Origin of the sequence: Exiguobacterium sp. s138 (assembly GCF_018618775.1) — a bacterium.
Taxonomy (GTDB): domain Bacteria; phylum Bacillota; class Bacilli; order Exiguobacteriales; family Exiguobacteriaceae; genus Exiguobacterium_A; species Exiguobacterium_A artemiae.
Window position 1 is genome coordinate 194,245 of record NZ_JACSMW010000002.1, and the last position, 16,204, is coordinate 210,448.

General features: G+C 47.3%; 15 protein-coding genes. All 15 read left to right on the forward strand.

The features are described from left to right. The 15 genes from KNP91_RS04805 (at position 1) to KNP91_RS04875 (ending at position 16,195) form a co-directional block, all read left to right on the forward strand. Positions 1 to 456 (forward strand): hypothetical protein, encoded by a 456-nt coding sequence (locus KNP91_RS04805; protein ID WP_147269811.1) that lies wholly within the window; start codon positions 1 to 3, stop codon positions 454 to 456. Positions 457 to 585: 129 nt separating this feature from the next. Then, positions 586 to 1,320 (forward strand): 30S ribosomal protein S2, encoded by a 735-nt coding sequence (rpsB, locus tag KNP91_RS04810; RefSeq protein ID WP_012370721.1) that lies wholly within the window; start codon positions 586 to 588, stop codon positions 1,318 to 1,320. A gap of 82 nt (positions 1,321 to 1,402) precedes the next feature. Continuing rightward, a complete protein-coding gene (gene tsf, locus KNP91_RS04815; RefSeq protein WP_114595518.1) occupies positions 1,403 to 2,284 on the forward strand; it encodes a translation elongation factor Ts in 882 nt (293 codons plus the stop codon). Positions 2,285 to 2,394: 110 nt separating this feature from the next. Next, positions 2,395 to 3,114 carry a UMP kinase gene (gene pyrH / locus KNP91_RS04820; protein ID WP_012370719.1) on the forward strand — a complete coding sequence of 240 codons (720 nt, stop codon included), beginning with the start codon at positions 2,395 to 2,397 and terminating at the stop codon, positions 3,112 to 3,114. 1 nt (position 3,115) lies between these two features. Next, a complete protein-coding gene (gene frr, locus KNP91_RS04825) occupies positions 3,116 to 3,673 on the forward strand; it encodes a ribosome recycling factor (RefSeq protein ID WP_012370718.1) in 558 nt (185 codons plus the stop codon). A gap of 83 nt (positions 3,674 to 3,756) precedes the next feature. Continuing rightward, entirely contained in the window at positions 3,757 to 4,494 is a 738-nt protein-coding gene (locus tag KNP91_RS04830) for an undecaprenyl pyrophosphate synthase (RefSeq protein WP_012370717.1), read from the forward strand. Positions 4,495 to 4,513: 19 nt separating this feature from the next. After that, positions 4,514 to 5,314 carry a phosphatidate cytidylyltransferase gene (locus tag KNP91_RS04835; RefSeq protein ID WP_214764082.1) on the forward strand — a complete coding sequence of 267 codons (801 nt, stop codon included), beginning with the start codon at positions 4,514 to 4,516 and terminating at the stop codon, positions 5,312 to 5,314. A 12-nt stretch (positions 5,315 to 5,326) separates the two neighbouring features. Next, entirely contained in the window at positions 5,327 to 6,481 is a 1,155-nt protein-coding gene (locus KNP91_RS04840; RefSeq protein WP_214848899.1) for a 1-deoxy-D-xylulose-5-phosphate reductoisomerase, read from the forward strand. A 13-nt stretch (positions 6,482 to 6,494) separates the two neighbouring features. Next, positions 6,495 to 7,736, forward strand: coding sequence for an RIP metalloprotease RseP (rseP, locus tag KNP91_RS04845; RefSeq protein ID WP_214764098.1), 1,242 nt, complete (start codon positions 6,495 to 6,497; stop codon positions 7,734 to 7,736). A 29-nt stretch (positions 7,737 to 7,765) separates the two neighbouring features. After that, on the forward strand, positions 7,766 to 9,466 hold the full coding sequence (locus KNP91_RS04850) for a proline--tRNA ligase (RefSeq protein WP_214848901.1): 1,701 nt from the start codon (positions 7,766 to 7,768) through the stop codon (positions 9,464 to 9,466). Positions 9,467 to 9,590: 124 nt separating this feature from the next. Continuing rightward, a complete protein-coding gene (locus tag KNP91_RS04855; protein WP_214764112.1) occupies positions 9,591 to 13,886 on the forward strand; it encodes a PolC-type DNA polymerase III in 4,296 nt (1,431 codons plus the stop codon). Positions 13,887 to 14,015: 129 nt separating this feature from the next. After that, positions 14,016 to 14,483, forward strand: coding sequence for a ribosome maturation factor RimP (gene rimP, locus KNP91_RS04860; RefSeq protein ID WP_012370711.1), 468 nt, complete (start codon positions 14,016 to 14,018; stop codon positions 14,481 to 14,483). A gap of 16 nt (positions 14,484 to 14,499) precedes the next feature. Then, entirely contained in the window at positions 14,500 to 15,627 is a 1,128-nt protein-coding gene (gene nusA, locus KNP91_RS04865; RefSeq protein ID WP_214764120.1) for a transcription termination factor NusA, read from the forward strand. A gap of 3 nt (positions 15,628 to 15,630) precedes the next feature. Continuing rightward, positions 15,631 to 15,900, forward strand: coding sequence for an RNase P modulator RnpM (gene rnpM, locus KNP91_RS04870; RefSeq protein ID WP_214764127.1), 270 nt, complete (start codon positions 15,631 to 15,633; stop codon positions 15,898 to 15,900). Continuing rightward, the gene (locus KNP91_RS04875) at positions 15,893 to 16,195 is read left to right on the forward strand and encodes a YlxQ family RNA-binding protein (RefSeq protein WP_012370708.1); all 303 of its coding nucleotides are present in this window, start codon (positions 15,893 to 15,895) and stop codon (positions 16,193 to 16,195) included. Before rnpM ends, KNP91_RS04875 begins: the two co-directional genes overlap by 8 nt. Positions 16,196 to 16,204 lie beyond the last annotated feature (9 nt).

Sequence of the window (16,204 nt, forward strand, 5' to 3'; positions counted from 1 at the left end):
ATGACACTTTTTTATATTTTGCTAGCAGCACTCATTTGTTACGGTCTTTTGTTATTGTTTAAGCAACAAGCCCTTTTGAAGGACCGCGTCACACACCTTGAACGACAGAAGCAGGAAACGGAAGAAATTCTGTTACAATTCATGCAACAGGTGAATGAGCTGACGGAAGGGGAGGTAATATCCCGCCCGTCGACTCCGGTCGGACAAGAATGGAAAGGCGAGATCATTGTAGCTGAAGAATCAGAGCGATCCGATTATCCGTCTGCACCGGTAAACGTACCTGGAAATGAGGACAAACCGGACGACCGGGTAGAAGAACCGCCTCTATTGGATGTTAAAGATCAACTCGAAAAAGGTGCTGATTTAGATCAATTGGCCCGTTCACTGAACCGGGGAGCCGGAGAAGTGGCCTTGATTGCTAAACTTTCTCAGAAAACGAAGGTTGCCCGGCGTTAAACTTTATGCTATATTAGTCTACGGTGTTAATTACGCACGCATGTATCGCCGGCTGCGGTGCCTTTAATAGGTTAGCTGGAACAACGATCATCGCGGAGGACATCCAAAACCCAAAAGGAGGAATTCATCATGGCAGTAATCTCGATGAAACAATTGTTAGAAGCTGGTGTACACTTTGGTCACCAAACACGCCGTTGGAACCCGAAAATGGCAAAATACATCTTCACAGAACGTAACGGAATCTACATCATTGACCTACAAAAAACGGTTAAAAAAGTAGACGAAGCTTACAACTTCATCCGTGAAGTAGCGTCTGAAGGCGGAAACGTTCTTTTCGTTGGTACGAAAAAACAAGCTCAAGACACTGTGAAAGAAGAAGCGATCCGTGCTGGTCAATACTTCATCAACGAACGTTGGTTAGGTGGAACACTCACGAACTTCTCTACAATCAAAAAACGTATCAACCGTTTAAAACAACTCGAAAAAATGGAAGAGAACGGTACATTCGAAGTTCTTCCTAAAAAAGAGGTCATCATTCTTAAAAAAGAAATGACTCGTCTTGAGAAATTCCTCGGCGGTATCAAAGATATGCCAGGCGTTCCAGATGCACTCTTCATCGTTGACCCACGCAAAGAGCGTATCGCGATTGCAGAAGCACACAAACTCAACATCCCAATCGTTGCGATCGTTGACACAAACTGTGATCCGGACGAAATCGACTACGTCATCCCAGCAAACGACGATGCGATCCGTGCAGTCAAATTGCTTACTGGTAAAATGGCTGACGCAATCCTCGAAGTTAAACAAGGCGAAGATAACGTAGCACCTGAAACTACTGAAGAAGTAGTAGCAGACGCTGAGTAATTCGTGATGCCAGGTGATAAAGGGAATTGACCTTTTATCACCTTTTTTTTGAAAATAAGGACGTTATAAGGAGGAATATCGAATGGCTATTACAGCAGCTATGGTAAAAGAACTTCGTGAAAAAACTGGTGCAGGGATGCTTGACTGCAAAAAAGCACTCGTCGAAGCAGATGGGGACATGAACGCAGCAATCGACTTCTTGCGTGAAAAAGGAATCGCTAAAGCAGCAGCTAAAGGCGACCGGATTGCAGCAGAAGGTTTGACAGCTGTTGCAGTTAACGGCAACAAAGCAGCACTTGTTGAAATCAACTCGGAAACTGACTTCGTTGCGAAAAACGAACGTTTCCAATCACTCGTTCAAAACATTGCAGACGCAGTACTCCGCAATGGTTCTGAAACGGCTGAAGCAGCACTTGCTTCTGAATACGAAGCAGGAAAAACAATCGACACATACATCTCAGAAGAAGCATCAACAATCGGAGAGAAAATCTCACTCCGTCGTGTAGCGCTCTTCGCTAAAGAAGACAACGCAGCATTCGGTTCTTACCTCCACATGGGTGGTCGTATCGGTTCTGTCGTCGTCGTCGAAGGCACAACAGACGAAACTGTTGCAAAAGATATCGCAATGCACATTGCTGCAGCGCGTCCACTTTACGTCGACCGTTCTTCTGTCACAGAAGAAGAAAAAGCACGTGAAGAAAAAGTTCTTACAGAGCAAGCACTCAACGAAGGCAAACCTGCTAACATCGTTGAGAAAATGATTGCTGGTCGTATGAACAAATTCTACGAAGAAATCTGCCTCGTTGACCAAACATTCGTCAAAGATCCAGACTTCAAAGTCGGTAAATATGTAGAATCTAAAGGCGGAAAAATCGTTTCATTCGTACGCTTCGAAGTTGGAGAAGGTATGGAGAAACGTGAAGAAAACTTCGCTGAAGAAGTAATGAACCAACTTAAAAAATAAGAATCAGGATTTCCTGATGACAAGAGAAGGAACACGTATGCTTCAATCCACTTTCGTGTGGAAGTGGGTCGTGTTCCTTTTTTACGGAATTTAGCAAGGGGGACATAGTCATGCAACCGAAATATAACCGGATTGTGTTAAAATTGAGCGGAGAAGCGCTCGCAGGAGATCAAGGGTTCGGAATTCATCCTGGGATTGTCAATTCGATTTCGAATCAAATTAAAGAACTAGTCGAATTGAACGTAGAAGTCGCAGTCGTCGTAGGTGCAGGAAACATTTGGCGCGGTAAGACGGGAGCGGAGCTTGGGATGGACCGGGCAAATGCCGATTATATGGGAATGCTTGCGACCGTCATGAACTCGCTCGCTTTACAAGATAGCCTGGAGTCCGTTGGTGTCGAAACACGTGTTCAGACGTCGATTGAGATGCGACAAGTCGCTGAACCATACATCCGCCGCCGGGCAATGCGTCATCTTGAAAAAGGACGGGTTGTTATCTTTGCAGCCGGAACAGGAAATCCTTATTTCTCAACAGATACGACAGCAGCGCTTCGGGCAGCTGAAATCGAGGCGGAAGTCATCCTGATGGCGAAAAACAACGTCGACGGTGTCTATTCAGCTGATCCAAACGTCGATCCGGACGCGAAGAAATTTGAGACATTGTCTTACCTCGATGTTCTTAAAGACGGCCTTCAAGTTATGGATTCAACGGCAACATCACTTTGTATGGATAATGATATCCCGCTCATCGTCTTCTCGTTGATGGAAGAAGGAAACATTAAACGGGTCGTCACCGGTGATGAAATCGGGACACTTGTAAGGGGGAAATAACATGTCACAAGCAATCATGAAACAAGCAGAAGAGCGGATGGAGAAAGCACATCTGTCATTAAAAAAAGAACTTGCAACATTACGTGCAGGACGTGCAAACGTCTCAATCCTTGATCCGGTTCAAGTGGACTACTACGGTTCACCGACACCGCTCAATCAAGTCGCAAACGTCAATACGCCGGAAGCGCGTTTGATTTTGATTACACCATGGGATAAATCGATGGTGACAGAAATCGAAAAAGCGATTCAACGTGCAGACCTCGGACTGGCTCCTTCTTCAGACGGAACAGTCATTCGTTTGGCGATTCCGCCACTGACAGAAGATCGTCGGAAAGAACTCGTGAAACTTGTCAAGAAGTACACGGAAGAAGGAAAAGTTGCACTTCGGAACATCCGTCGTGATACGAACGAACAATTGAAAAAGCAAGAAAAAGATGGCGTATTGACGGAAGACGATCTGCGCGGTTACACGGAAGATGTTCAAACTTTGACGGATAAATTCGTTAAAGTACTTGATCAAACTGCCGCGGATAAAGAACAAGAAATTATGGAAGTATGACACGCTATATCGTCAGGTTGGGGACTCTTTGTCACACGAAGAGTCCCTTTCTTCTTAAACTAAACGAGGGGAGGAAGAAGTAAATGTTTCAATGGTTAAATCAGACTAAAGAAGTAATTGAACAACAAGTTCCTGAACACATTGCGATTATTATGGATGGAAACGGACGTTGGGCAAAAAAACGAGGCCTTCCCCGGATCATGGGGCATCGTGAAGGGATGAAATCTGTCCGGGAAGTTGTTCGGACGGCAAATGAATTAGGTGTGAAAAGTTTGACGTTATATGCTTTTTCGACCGAAAATTGGACGCGTCCTGAAGAAGAAGTCAGTTTCCTGATGAAACTGCCGGCCCAGTTTTTAGAATCCGATTTAAAGGACTTAAATGAACGTAATGTCAAAGTCGAAGTGGCGGGAGAAGTATCACGTCTGCCGATTTATACGCGGGAAGCCGTTCAACAAGCGAAAACAGATACAGCAAACAATACAGGACTTCGGCTGATTTTCGCCCTCAATTACGGAGGACGGGATGAAATCGTCCAAGTCATGCAGAAAATTGCTGAAAAAGTCCAGGCCGGTTTGTTGCAACCCGACATGATTACAAATGAAATCATTGAACAGGAATTGATGACAGGTTCGATGACGGATGTTGATCTCGTCATCCGGACGAGTGGGGAACAACGACTTTCAAACTTTTTATTATGGCAAGCTGCCTATGCCGAATTTTACTTTACCGATGTCTTATGGCCCGAGTTCCGGCGTGACCAGTTCTTAGCGGCAATTGAAGACTATAATCAACGGACCCGTCGTTTTGGCGGAGTCTGACTAAACGAGGACATTTCTTATGAAAACACGAATTATTACAGGAATCTGGGCAGGTGCCATCTTTTTAGGTTTGCTTTATCTAGGAGGACTCCCATTCCTTGCTTTTATGGCAATCTTGACACTCATCGGGTATACCGAACTGGTTAAAATGCGGCAATTGTCGTTCAAGTCGATTCCGGTCCTGTTGTTTGGAGCAGGTACATTACTTCCGTTCATCAGTTTGTACGAACAGGCAAGCGACCAGTTGCTGTCACTGGGACTGACACCGATTGCTTGGGGAATGTTGATTGTCTTGATCGGGTTATTTTGGACAGTATTCTCAAAGAACGTGTTCACTTTTGACGATGTCGCCTTCCTGTTGCTGACTGCTGTGTATGTCGGTGTAGGATTTGCATCGTTTACGTACATTCGTCTGCTTGAGAACGGATTAATCTTTTCTTTACTGATTATTCTGCTGATCTGGTTTACGGATTCGGGTGCTTACTTCGTCGGAAAAAGTCTCGGGAAAACAAAACTGTGGCCGGCAATCAGCCCCAATAAGACGGTTGAAGGGGCACTTGGCGGTGTTGTTCTTGCCATTCTGCTCGGAGTAGTCTTTGAGCTGATTCATCCAACAGTTGGCATGGGAACAGTTGTATTATTGGCACTGATCGTTGCCGTAGTCGGCCAACTTGGGGATTTAGTTCAGTCCGCGTACAAACGTCATTACGGCGTAAAAGATTCCGGAGCATTATTACCCGGACACGGTGGGATTCTTGACCGGTTCGACAGTATGATCATTGTGTTTACCGTTCTGATCGTACTCGGTATATTCGGATAAGGAGGAAAAATGATGAAACAGGTTAGTATCATTGGGGGAACCGGATCGATCGGCACCCAGACGTTAGATGTCATCGCAGCAAATCCGGACCGTTTCCAACTGGTCAGCTTTGCGTTCGGGAAAAACATCGAGGTTGCTTTACCCTGGCTGAATCGTTTACGTCCGGAGCTGGTAGCGGTCTTAGACGAGACTGTAAAAGAGCAATTGGAAGCAGTACTTGACTATTCGCCGACAGTACTTGTCGGGGAGGACGGATTGATTGCTGTTGCGACAGCTGAACAAGCGGATATCGTCATTACAGCCGTCGTCGGTGCAGTAGGTCTTCGACCGACATTGGCCGCAATCGAAGCGGGAAAATCAATTGGATTGGCAAACAAAGAGACATTGGTGACTGCCGGACACCTCGTCATGAAAAAAGCACGCGAAAAAGGTGTCGCGATTCTTCCGGTCGACAGTGAACATGCTGCCATCTTCCAGTGCTTGAATGGTGAACGGCGTCAGGATGTTCGACAAATCATTTTAACTGCATCGGGCGGCAGTTTCCGTGACCAAGCACGGGAACAGTTGGCAAACGTGACGGTGGAACAAGCGCTGAATCATCCGAACTGGTCGATGGGTGCAAAAATCACGATTGACTCGGCGACGATGATGAACAAAGGGTTTGAAGTCATCGAAGCGCACTGGTTATTTGATGTGACGTATGACGAAATTGATGTGGTCCTCCACCGAGAATCCATCATCCACTCGATGGTCGAATTCAATGACGGTGCAGTGATGGCTCAACTCGGAATGCCGGACATGCGTGAACCGATTCAATATGCCCTTACATATCCGTCCCGCCTTGAAATCAAAGGGGGAGAACGGTTAAACTTAAAACAAATCGGACGCCTGAATTTTGCGGAAGCTTCATTTGAACGGTATCCACTGCTTCGTCTTGCGTTTGAGGCAGGACGTGCCGGCGGATCGATGCCTTCCGTGCTCAATGCTGCGAACGAACAAGCTGTCGACCGTTTTTTAAAAGGGGAAATCAGCTTTTTAGAAATTGAAGCGAGCGTCGAGGCGGCTCTTCAAGCACATGAAAACATCGAAGATCCGTCTTTGGACCAGATTTTGGAGTCGGATCGTTGGGCCCGTGCGTTTGTTGCTTCTCTCTCACTCGCTAACTAAGGATGGGATAACAATGACGACCTTTATATCAATCGTATTGATGTTCGGTGTACTTGTTGCCGTACATGAATGGGGTCATCTCGTTATGGCCAAACGGGCAGGAATTCTCTGCCGTGAATTTGCCATCGGATTTGGTCCGAAAATTTTTTCTTTTTTCAAAAATGAGACACTGTATACGGTCCGCCTGTTACCAATCGGCGGATATGTCAAAATGGCTGGTGAAGAACCGGAATTCGTCGAAGTCAAGCCCGGTCAGACAATCGGATTGGGACTTCGTGACGGTGTCGTCGAAACGATGTATCTGGATGCTTCGCGTCCGGAAGCAGATCAAGTCGTCACCGTTGAAAAAATTGACTTGCTGCACAAGTTAGAAGTCATTGCGTTACAAGATGAAGTGTCGACACGTTATCCTGTCTCGAAGACTGCTTTTCTTGTCGAGGGACAAACGAAAACACAGATTGCGCCTTACGATCGGACGTTTGGATCAAAATCCGTGTTCAAGCGTGTCTTAGCCATTGCTGCGGGTCCGGCAATGAACTTCGTCCTCGCGTTTGTCATTCTGTTCGGCTTGGCATTGTATAACGGTTCACCGACTGGGGACAGTGTCATCGGAACGGTTCAAAAAGGTTCTCCGGCCGACAAGGCAGGTCTTGTCGAAGGAGACCGGATCGTTTCCGTCAATGGGACAGAAACGGATAAATGGACGGATTTACGGGCAGGTTTCCAAGATCAGGCCGGAAAAAAGACGACGGTCGTCTATGAACGAGACGGTCAGGAACAAACGACGTCCATCACACCGAAAGTCCAACAGCAAGGTGATCAAAAAGTCGGAATCATCGGTGTGACGAATGAAACAGAAAAATCATTCGGAACTGCTTTACAGACAGGGGTTTCTGAAACATGGCGGATGTCGACCTTAATCGTCGGAGCGGTCGGAGATCTCGTAACAGGTGTCGTCGGCGTCGATCAATTATCCGGTCCGGTCGGGATTGTCAAAATGACGGATCAAGTCGCAGACAGCGGATTTTCTATGTTGCTGACGTGGACTGCATTACTTTCAGTCAACTTAGCAGTATTCAACTTGTTACCACTACCTGCTTTAGACGGCGGTCGATTATTATTCCTATTTTTAGAAGCGTTGCGCGGGAAACCTGTCGATCCACAAAAAGAAGGACTCGTCCATTTTGTCGGATTTGCACTGTTGATGCTTTTGATGTTAGTCGTCACATGGAACGATATCCAGAAGTTCTTTTAAATTATTAGTCAAAGGGGTTCACGACTCACATGAAACAATCCAAATTATTTATGCCAACTTTACGTGAAGTACCATCCGATGCAGAAGCCATCAGTCATCAGCTTTTGTTACGGGCAGGGTTCATGCGCCAAAATGCAGCTGGAATCTATTCTTACCTTCCACTGGCAAAACGTGTTCTGTCAAAAATCGAGACGATCATTCGTCAAGAAATGGAGGGCGCTGGTGCGCAGGAATTGTTGATGCCAGCCATTCAACCGGCAGAACTATGGGAAGAAACCGGACGCTGGGATATTTACGGTCCTGAACTGATGCGTTTGACTGACCGTCACGATCGACGGTTTGCGCTGGGTGCGACACATGAAGAGTTGATTACGTCCATCGTCCGTGATGAGCTGAACTCCTATAAAAAATTACCGGTCAACTTGTTCCAGATTCAAATGAAGTACCGGGATGAGCGCCGTCCACGGTTCGGATTACTCCGTGGCCGTGAGTTCATCATGAAAGATGCGTATTCATTCCATTCAACGCAAGAGAGTTTGGAAGAAGAGTATCAAAACATGTTTGACGCCTATACAAAAATCTTCACGCGTGTCGGGCTTGAATTCCGTCCGGTCGTTGCAGATTCCGGTGCAATCGGTGGAAGTGGCACACATGAGTTCCATGCGTTAGCTGCAATCGGAGAAGATACGATTGTCTACTCCGATCAGTCGGATTATGCCGCGAACTTGGAAATGGCAGAATCAGTCGATCAGTATACGAAACAGGATAAAACACCGGAAGCGCTCGCAGAAGTCCACACAGAAGACGCCAAAACAATTGAAGCAGTCAGTGCAGTGCTTGGATTACCGGAACAGGAGTCCATTAAGACCGTTGTCTTCAAGACAGAACAGGGTCTCGTGATGGCACTTGTTCGCGGTGATCATGAAGTCAACGACATTAAGCTGAAAAACTATCTCGGAGCACTCGATATCATGATGGCGACGGATGAAGAAATCGAACAGGCCCTCCATTCGACGCCGGGCACGCTCGGACCGATTGGAGCCGACATGAAGATTGTAGCGGATTATGCAGTTCGGGCATTGACGAATTCGGTTTGCGGCGCAAACAAGTCGGAAACACATTACGTGCATGTCGATCCAAGCCGTGATTTTGAAGCGGAGTATACGGATTTACGATTCGTCGAAGAAGGGGACGTGTCGCCAGACGGACAAGGGCACGTGAAGTTCGCCCGCGGAATCGAAGTCGGACAAGTCTTTAAACTCGGAACTCGTTATTCAGAAGGCATGAATGCGACCTTCCTCGATGAAGGCGGAAAAGCCCAACCGTTGATCATGGGTTGCTACGGAATCGGCGTTTCGCGAACGATGTCTGCCGTCGTCGAACAACATTACGACGAGCGGGGAATCATCTGGCCGAAAGCGATCGCACCATTTGATGTTCATTTGATTGCCGTTAACGGTAAAAATGCAGAACAGTTGGAAGTGGCAGAAACGGTTTACCGTGAACTGACGGCTGCCGGATTCTCGGTCCTCTTTGATGATCGTAAAGAACGCGCCGGTGTCAAATTTGCCGACGCAGACTTGATCGGACTGCCTGTCCGAATCAATGTTGGTAAAAAAGCACCGGACGGTATCGTGGAACTGAAAGCACGACGCGGTGGTGAAGCAGAGGAAATTCAACAAGCAGATCTTCTTGAAGCTGTTCGTTCGCTTTATGAAGGTTTACAATAAGTAATGGGAACGGTCACTTTTCGTAAAGTGACTGTTTTCTTGTCTCACACCCATTCGCCCCTTGGGCAATCTGCAAGAGGAGGAGGAGTGGCTGTCATGGTGTGAAGCAACAACGACAGCACAAATGCGAGTGGATACACAACAACGCATGGCGCTCTTGATGAGCGATTTAGAATTACCGACCGGCATCGTCGAAGAGTTTTTTACAGATGCTTCCCTTGAAAAATTACGGGTCCAAAAAGCAACTGCAACGTGGACTTTCCATATTCGGTTGACACAAATTTTACCTCAGAACGTCTATCAAATGTTTAACAGTCGGTTGAAGAGCCGTTATCAACAGTTTGCAGAGGTCAAACTGCTGCTTGAATCCGAGCAACGTCCCGATGCCAAACTGTTTATTGATTATTGGCCGTATATCGTCGAAGACCTGGCCGATGCTTCGTCAGCGATGCGGAGTCACCTGAGTCGGGTTCTACCAGAATACCGGGACAATAAATTGTTTATTCCAGTCCGCAGTGAACCGGAAGCCGGATTTTTGAAAAACGATCTGTGCAGTGAAATGCAATTGTTATACGGGGCATATGGTTTCCCGAAATTCGTGTGTGAACCGGTCGTCCAGATGGACCAGACCGAGCAGGAAGAGTTGCGGAACCAGGTGAAGCAGGAAGATATTGATGAAGCAAAACGGATGCTTGAACTGCAATTCAAACGGGAACAATCCCGTGACGATGATGAAGGTCCGATTGATATCCGGATTGGAAAACCGATTCAGGACGAAGTCGTACCGATCAAGACGATTCAAGATGAAGAGCGCCGGATTGCCATCCGCGGACTTGTTTTTGCGGCGGAAAGCCGTGAACTCCGCAGCGGGAAAACAATTTTTACCTTTAAACTGACCGACTATACGGATTCACTTGTCGTCAAAATGTTTGCCCGGGACGAGACGGATGTCAAAATCTTGTCGGCGATCAAAAAAGGCATGTGGATTCAAGTGGCGGGTCGTGTCGAGTTTGATACGTTCTTACGTGACTTATGTATGATGATTGCCCAATTGTCCGAAGTCAAAATGGAATTGCCGGCTGATCCTTGGGCCGGTGAAAAACGGGTCGAGTTGCATGCTCATTCCCAAATGAGTCAGATGGATGCCGTCATGAACGTGACGAAGTACGTCGAACGGGCGGCTGCCTGGGGACATCCGGCAGTTGCCATCACGGATCATGCCGGTGCTCAGAGTTTTCCGGACGCGTATTATGCCGGAAAGAAAAATGATATCAAGATTTTATACGGAATTGAAGCGAACGTCGTCAACGACGGGGTACAAGTCGCTTATCATCCGGTGGATCAAGAATTAGAAAAAGCAACATTCGTCGTCTTTGACGTTGAGACGACCGGATTGTCTGCCATGTATAACAAAATCATCGAGCTCGCTGCCGTCAAGATTTATGATGGTGACGTCATTGACAAGTTTGAAGCTTTTGCTGATCCGAAACATTTATTGTCGGCGACGACGATTGACTTAACGGGAATTACCGATGAAATGGTCCGCGGAAAACCGGATCCGGAACAAGTCGTCAAGGAATTCATGGACTGGGCCGGCGACTCGATTCTCGTTGCCCATAATGCGTCCTTTGATATCGGCTTCTTGAATGCGACACTGCGGTCCGGTAACCATGAAGAATCCACGTTACCGGTCATCGATACGCTGGAACTGGCACGTGTCTTGATGCCGAGTCTCAAGAATCACCGGCTGAATACGCTCGCGAAACGCTTTGACATCGAATTGACCCAGCATCACCGGGCGATTTACGATGCGGAAGCAACCGGCTACTTGATGCTCAAACTGCTACAGATGGCAGATGAGATGTTTAATATGAAAACGCACCTTTCGCTGAACCGGGAAATGGGGAAAGACATCTCGCGGGCTCGTCCGTATCATGCGACGGTCTATGCGAAAAACCGGACCGGGCTCAAAAATCTGTATCAATTGATTTCGCTTGCGCATACGAAGCACGTTCACCGGGTCGTCCGGACGCCGCGTTCGCAACTGGTTGCACACCGGGACGGATTAATTATCGGTTCCGCTTGTGATAACGGGGAAGTGTTTGATGCTGCCCTTAACAAGTCGGACGAAGATTTAGCGAAGGTCATGCGTTTTTATGATTTTATCGAAATTCAGCCGCCGGCGATGTACGGTCATTTGATTGAACGGGAAATCGTTCAAAATGAACTGGAGCTACGGGAACTGATTAAAAAAGTTATCCGCGTGGCGGAAGAAAATGATATCTTGCCGGTTGCGACAGGAAACGTCCATTATCTCGACAGACATGACGCAACATACCGGGAAGTCTTGATTCGGACCCAAGGTGGCGCCAATATGCTTAATATGCGAAAACAACTGCCGCCGGCTCATTTCCGAACGACGCAGGAAATGATGAGCGACTTTAAGTTTTTAGGACCGGATGTATCGGAACGACTCGTCATTACAAACAGTCAGCAAGTCGCCGACTGGTTTGAAAATATCGATATCATCCCAAAAGATCTGTTCACTCCGAAAATCGAAGGGGCCGATGAAGAAGTCCGCTCACTGTCGTATGATATGGCGCATCAGATTTACGGTGATGTGTTGCCGGAAATCGTCGAGGCCCGATTGGAAAAAGAACTCAAGTCGATTATCGGACATGGATTTGCCGTCATCTATCTGATTTCGCACAAACTTGTCAAGAAATCACTTGATGACGGATACCTTGTCGGTTCGCGGGGGTCAGTCGGGTCAAGTCTTGTCGCGACGATGACGGAGATTACGGAAGTCAACCCGTTGCCGCCGCATTATGTCTGTCCGAATTGTAAGGAATCGGAATTCTTTGATGACGGATCGGTTGGTTCCGGATTCGACTTACCGGATAAAACGTGTAAGACGTGTGATGTGCCGTTAATTAAAGACGGGCATGACATTCCGTTTGAGACCTTCCTCGGATTCAAAGGGGATAAAGTCCCGGATATCGATTTGAACTTCAGCGGAGAATACCAGCCGAAAGCCCACGCCTATACAAAAGTTTTGTTCGGGGATGATTATGTTTACCGTGCAGGAACGATTGGTACAATTGCTGAGAAAACGGCATATGGGTATGTCAAAGGTTATCAGTCGGAAAATGACCTCAATTACCGGAATGCCGAAGTCGACCGGCTCGTCAGCGGAGTGACCGGTGTCAAACGGACGACCGGACAGCACCCAGGGGGAATCATCGTTGTTCCGGACTATATGGACATTTATGATATCAGTCCGATCCAGTTCCCGGCGGATGATATGGGATCCGAGTGGAAGACAACTCACTTTGACTTCCATTCGATTCACGATAACCTGTTGAAACTCGATATTCTCGGACATGATGATCCGACGATGATCCGGATGCTACAGGATTTATCGGGACGTGATCCGAAAACGATTCCGGTCGACGATGCCGAAGTCATGAAGATCTTCAGTTCGACAGAATCAATCGGCGTGACGCCGGAACAGATCGATTCGAAAACCGGAACACTCGGAATTCCCGAGTTCGGAACTAAATTCGTCCGGCAGATGCTCGAAGAAACAAAACCGACGACGTTTTCAGAGCTCGTCCAGATTTCCGGTCTGTCCCACGGAACGGATGTCTGGCTCGGTAATGCCAGTGAACTGATTTATAACGGAACATGTGAACTAAAAGACGTCATCGGGTGCCGGGATGATATCATGGTCTACTTGATTTACGCCGGTCTTGAACCGTCGCTGGCCTTTAAAATCATGGAGTCGGTCCGTAAAGGGAAGGGTCTGTCGATTGAGATGGAAGAAGCGATGATTGAGAACCATGTCCCGCTCTGGTACATCGATTCGTGTAAAAAAATCAAGTACATGTTCCCGAAAGCCCACGCCGCAGCCTATGTATTGATGGCTGTCCGGATTGCCTATTATAAAGTCCATCATCCGATGTACTACTATGCTTCTTACTTCACGGTCCGGGCCGGTGATTTTGATATCGGTGCGATGAATAAAGGGTCGGCCGCGGTCCGGAAAGTGTTGCAGGACATCAAGGACAAAGGATTTGAAGCGACAGCGAAAGACAAAGGACTCTACACCGTCCTTGAAATTGCGCTTGAAATGATCGAACGTGGTTTCACCTTCAGCAAAGTTGATTTGTATAAATCGAGCGCATCCGAATTTCTGATTGACGGAGACGCGTTGCTACCGCCATTTGATGCCGTCACCGGACTCGGGACGAATGCAGCGAAACAGATTGTCGAAGCCCGAAAAGGTGGCGAGTTCTTATCGAAAGAGGATCTTCAAAAACGGGCGAAGTTATCCAAATCGATCATCGAAACACTCGATAATCTCGGGTGCCTCGAAGGTCTTCCGGATGAGAACCAGCTCTCGTTATTTGACCTCTAAAGCCTTGTGAATGCTTGCTTAAGACGGTGCATTATGCTATATTGAGTAAGGAAATGTTTTTTATACTACGACTTGGAAGGAGTAGGGGGACCTGCTCCTTTCTTGTTGGTTTTTTGAAGGAGGATGAAGATGACGAACGTAACTGAGAAGGTCGAACAACTCGCAAAACCGATCGTAGAACGTGAGGGGATGGAGCTTGTCGACGTCGAATTCGTCAAAGAGGGGGCGGATTGGTTCCTACGTGTCTCCATCGATAAAGACGGTGGCGTTGACCTGGAAGACTGTGTCAACATCAATGAAAAGTTGTCGGAAGCATTGAACCAGGATGATCCGATCGACGAACCCTACTATTTAGATGTTGCGAGTCCAGGTGCCGAACGACCACTCAAAAAAACTGAGGATTTCGAGAAGGCAATCGGGAAACATGTCTATATCAAAACCCATGACCCGGTTAAAGACGCAACAGAATTCGAAGGCACATTACTGACTTATTCTGAAGAAATGCTGGAACTCGAAGTCCGTGTGAAGACACGTAAATTGAAAATTGAAATACCGGTGAACAAGATCGCGATGGCGCGGCTTGCGGTAGTGTTCTAAGGAAAGGAAGAGAACGATGGGACCACAGTTACTTGAAGCAATCGAACAAATCGCTAAAGAAAAAGAGATTGATAAGAATATCATCATCGATGCGCTCGAACAGGCATTGATTTCCGCTTACCGTCGCAACTTTGGAAAAGAGTCGGAGGCAGTAAAAGTCGAGTTTGATCAACAGACAGGAGATATCCGTGTCTTCGCCTTGAAAGAGGTCGTTGAACGCTTGACGCAGCCGGAAGAACAGCTTTCACTCGAGGAAGCACACGAAATCGATCCGACGTATGAACTCGGTGATTTCCACAAAGTTGAAGTGACACCAGGTGATTTTGGACGTGTTGCAGCACAAACGGCCAAACAAATCGTCACACAAAAGATGCGCGAAGCAGAACGGGAACGCATTTACAATCATTTCGCCGACCGGGAAGATGAAATCATGACGGGGATGGTCGAACGTCAAGATGCGCGTAATCTATACGTTAACCTCGAAGGTATTGAAGCGGTCTTGACGACACACGAACAGATGCCGAATGAACGTTTTGGAATTCGGGAATACATCAAAGTATACGTGACGAAAGTCGATCCGATGGTCAAAGGATCAGGCGCATCGATTCTCGTATCGCGGACGCACCCGGGCTTATTAAAACGACTGTTTGAAATCGAAGTACCGGAAATCGCGAGCGGCGAAGTCGAAGTGAAGTCGGTGGCACGTGAAGCCGGCGACCGTTCGAAAATTGCCGTTGCTTCTGACGAAATCGATCCTGTCGGCGCATGTGTAGGTCAAAAAGGCGCACGTGTTCAACGCATCGTCAACGAATTGAACGGTGAAAAGATTGATATCGTCCGTTATTCAGATGATCCGAAAGAATACGTTGCCAATGCTTTAAGCCCGGCACAAGTTGTTGCTGTATACGTCAACGAACCGGCTAAAGCAACAATCGTCGTCGTCCCTGACTTCCAATTGTCACTCGCAATCGGAAAACGCGGTCAAAATGCCCGTCTGGCTGCCAAGTTGACAGGATGGAAAATCGACATCAAGAGCGAATCAGAAGCAGAATCGATGGAATTGAAGGATGTCTTCATGAAAGTCGAACCTGCGACAGCAGAAGCAGTTGACGTGGAAACGGTCCAAGTCGAAGGCGAGGAATAATTCGTGCAAAAAAAGGTACCATTACGCAAATGTGTCATCACACAAGAAATGCGTCCTAAAAAAGAGTTAATTCGGGTCGTCCGGACACCTGACAGTGAGGTTGTCGTCGATCTTAATGGTAAAATGAATGGGCGAGGCGCCTATTTGACGAAAGATGCAACTGTCATTGCGACAGCCAAAAAGAAGCGCACACTCGATCATCATCTGAAAGTCAAGACAACAGATGAGTTATATGATCAATTGCTTGCGATCGCGGGAGGTACACATGAGTAAATGGGAATCGCTCCTTGGTCTCGCGAACCGAGCGCGGAAAGTGACGACTGGAGAAGAACTCGTACTGAAAGAAGTACGGGGAGGACAAGCCAAACTCGTCCTCTTAGCAGCAGATGCGGGGGCTGCCACGCGTAAGAAAGTGACGGATAAATGTACAAGTTATCGTGTTCCGTACATCGAAGTCGGAGATCGAAACATTCTTGGACATGCACTTGGGAAAGATGCGCGTGTAGTCGTATCAGTCAACGAAGCCGGATTTGCGAAAAAGCTAACAGAACTCCTCTCGAACGATTAACTGGAGGTG

Excerpts from the sequence above, each read along its gene's own strand:
- KNP91_RS04835 (WP_214764082.1), top strand. The coding sequence starts at position 4,514 with ATGAAAACACGAATTATTACAGGAATCTGGGCAGGTGCCATCTTTTTA.
- tsf (WP_114595518.1), top strand. The coding sequence starts at position 1,403 with ATGGCTATTACAGCAGCTATGGTAAAAGAACTTCGTGAAAAAACTGGT.
- rseP (WP_214764098.1), top strand. The coding sequence starts at position 6,495 with ATGACGACCTTTATATCAATCGTATTGATGTTCGGTGTACTTGTTGCC.
- KNP91_RS04830 (WP_012370717.1), top strand. The coding sequence starts at position 3,757 with ATGTTTCAATGGTTAAATCAGACTAAAGAAGTAATTGAACAACAAGTT.
- KNP91_RS04850 (WP_214848901.1), top strand. The coding sequence starts at position 7,766 with ATGAAACAATCCAAATTATTTATGCCAACTTTACGTGAAGTACCATCC.
- KNP91_RS04855 (WP_214764112.1), top strand. The coding sequence starts at position 9,591 with ATGCGAGTGGATACACAACAACGCATGGCGCTCTTGATGAGCGATTTA.
- KNP91_RS04805 (WP_147269811.1), top strand. The coding sequence starts at position 1 with ATGACACTTTTTTATATTTTGCTAGCAGCACTCATTTGTTACGGTCTT.
- rpsB (WP_012370721.1), top strand. The coding sequence starts at position 586 with ATGGCAGTAATCTCGATGAAACAATTGTTAGAAGCTGGTGTACACTTT.
- frr (WP_012370718.1), top strand. The coding sequence starts at position 3,116 with ATGTCACAAGCAATCATGAAACAAGCAGAAGAGCGGATGGAGAAAGCA.
- pyrH (WP_012370719.1), top strand. The coding sequence starts at position 2,395 with ATGCAACCGAAATATAACCGGATTGTGTTAAAATTGAGCGGAGAAGCG.
- nusA (WP_214764120.1), top strand. The coding sequence starts at position 14,500 with ATGGGACCACAGTTACTTGAAGCAATCGAACAAATCGCTAAAGAAAAA.
- rimP (WP_012370711.1), top strand. The coding sequence starts at position 14,016 with ATGACGAACGTAACTGAGAAGGTCGAACAACTCGCAAAACCGATCGTA.
- KNP91_RS04875 (WP_012370708.1), top strand. The coding sequence starts at position 15,893 with ATGAGTAAATGGGAATCGCTCCTTGGTCTCGCGAACCGAGCGCGGAAA.
- KNP91_RS04840 (WP_214848899.1), top strand. The coding sequence starts at position 5,327 with ATGAAACAGGTTAGTATCATTGGGGGAACCGGATCGATCGGCACCCAG.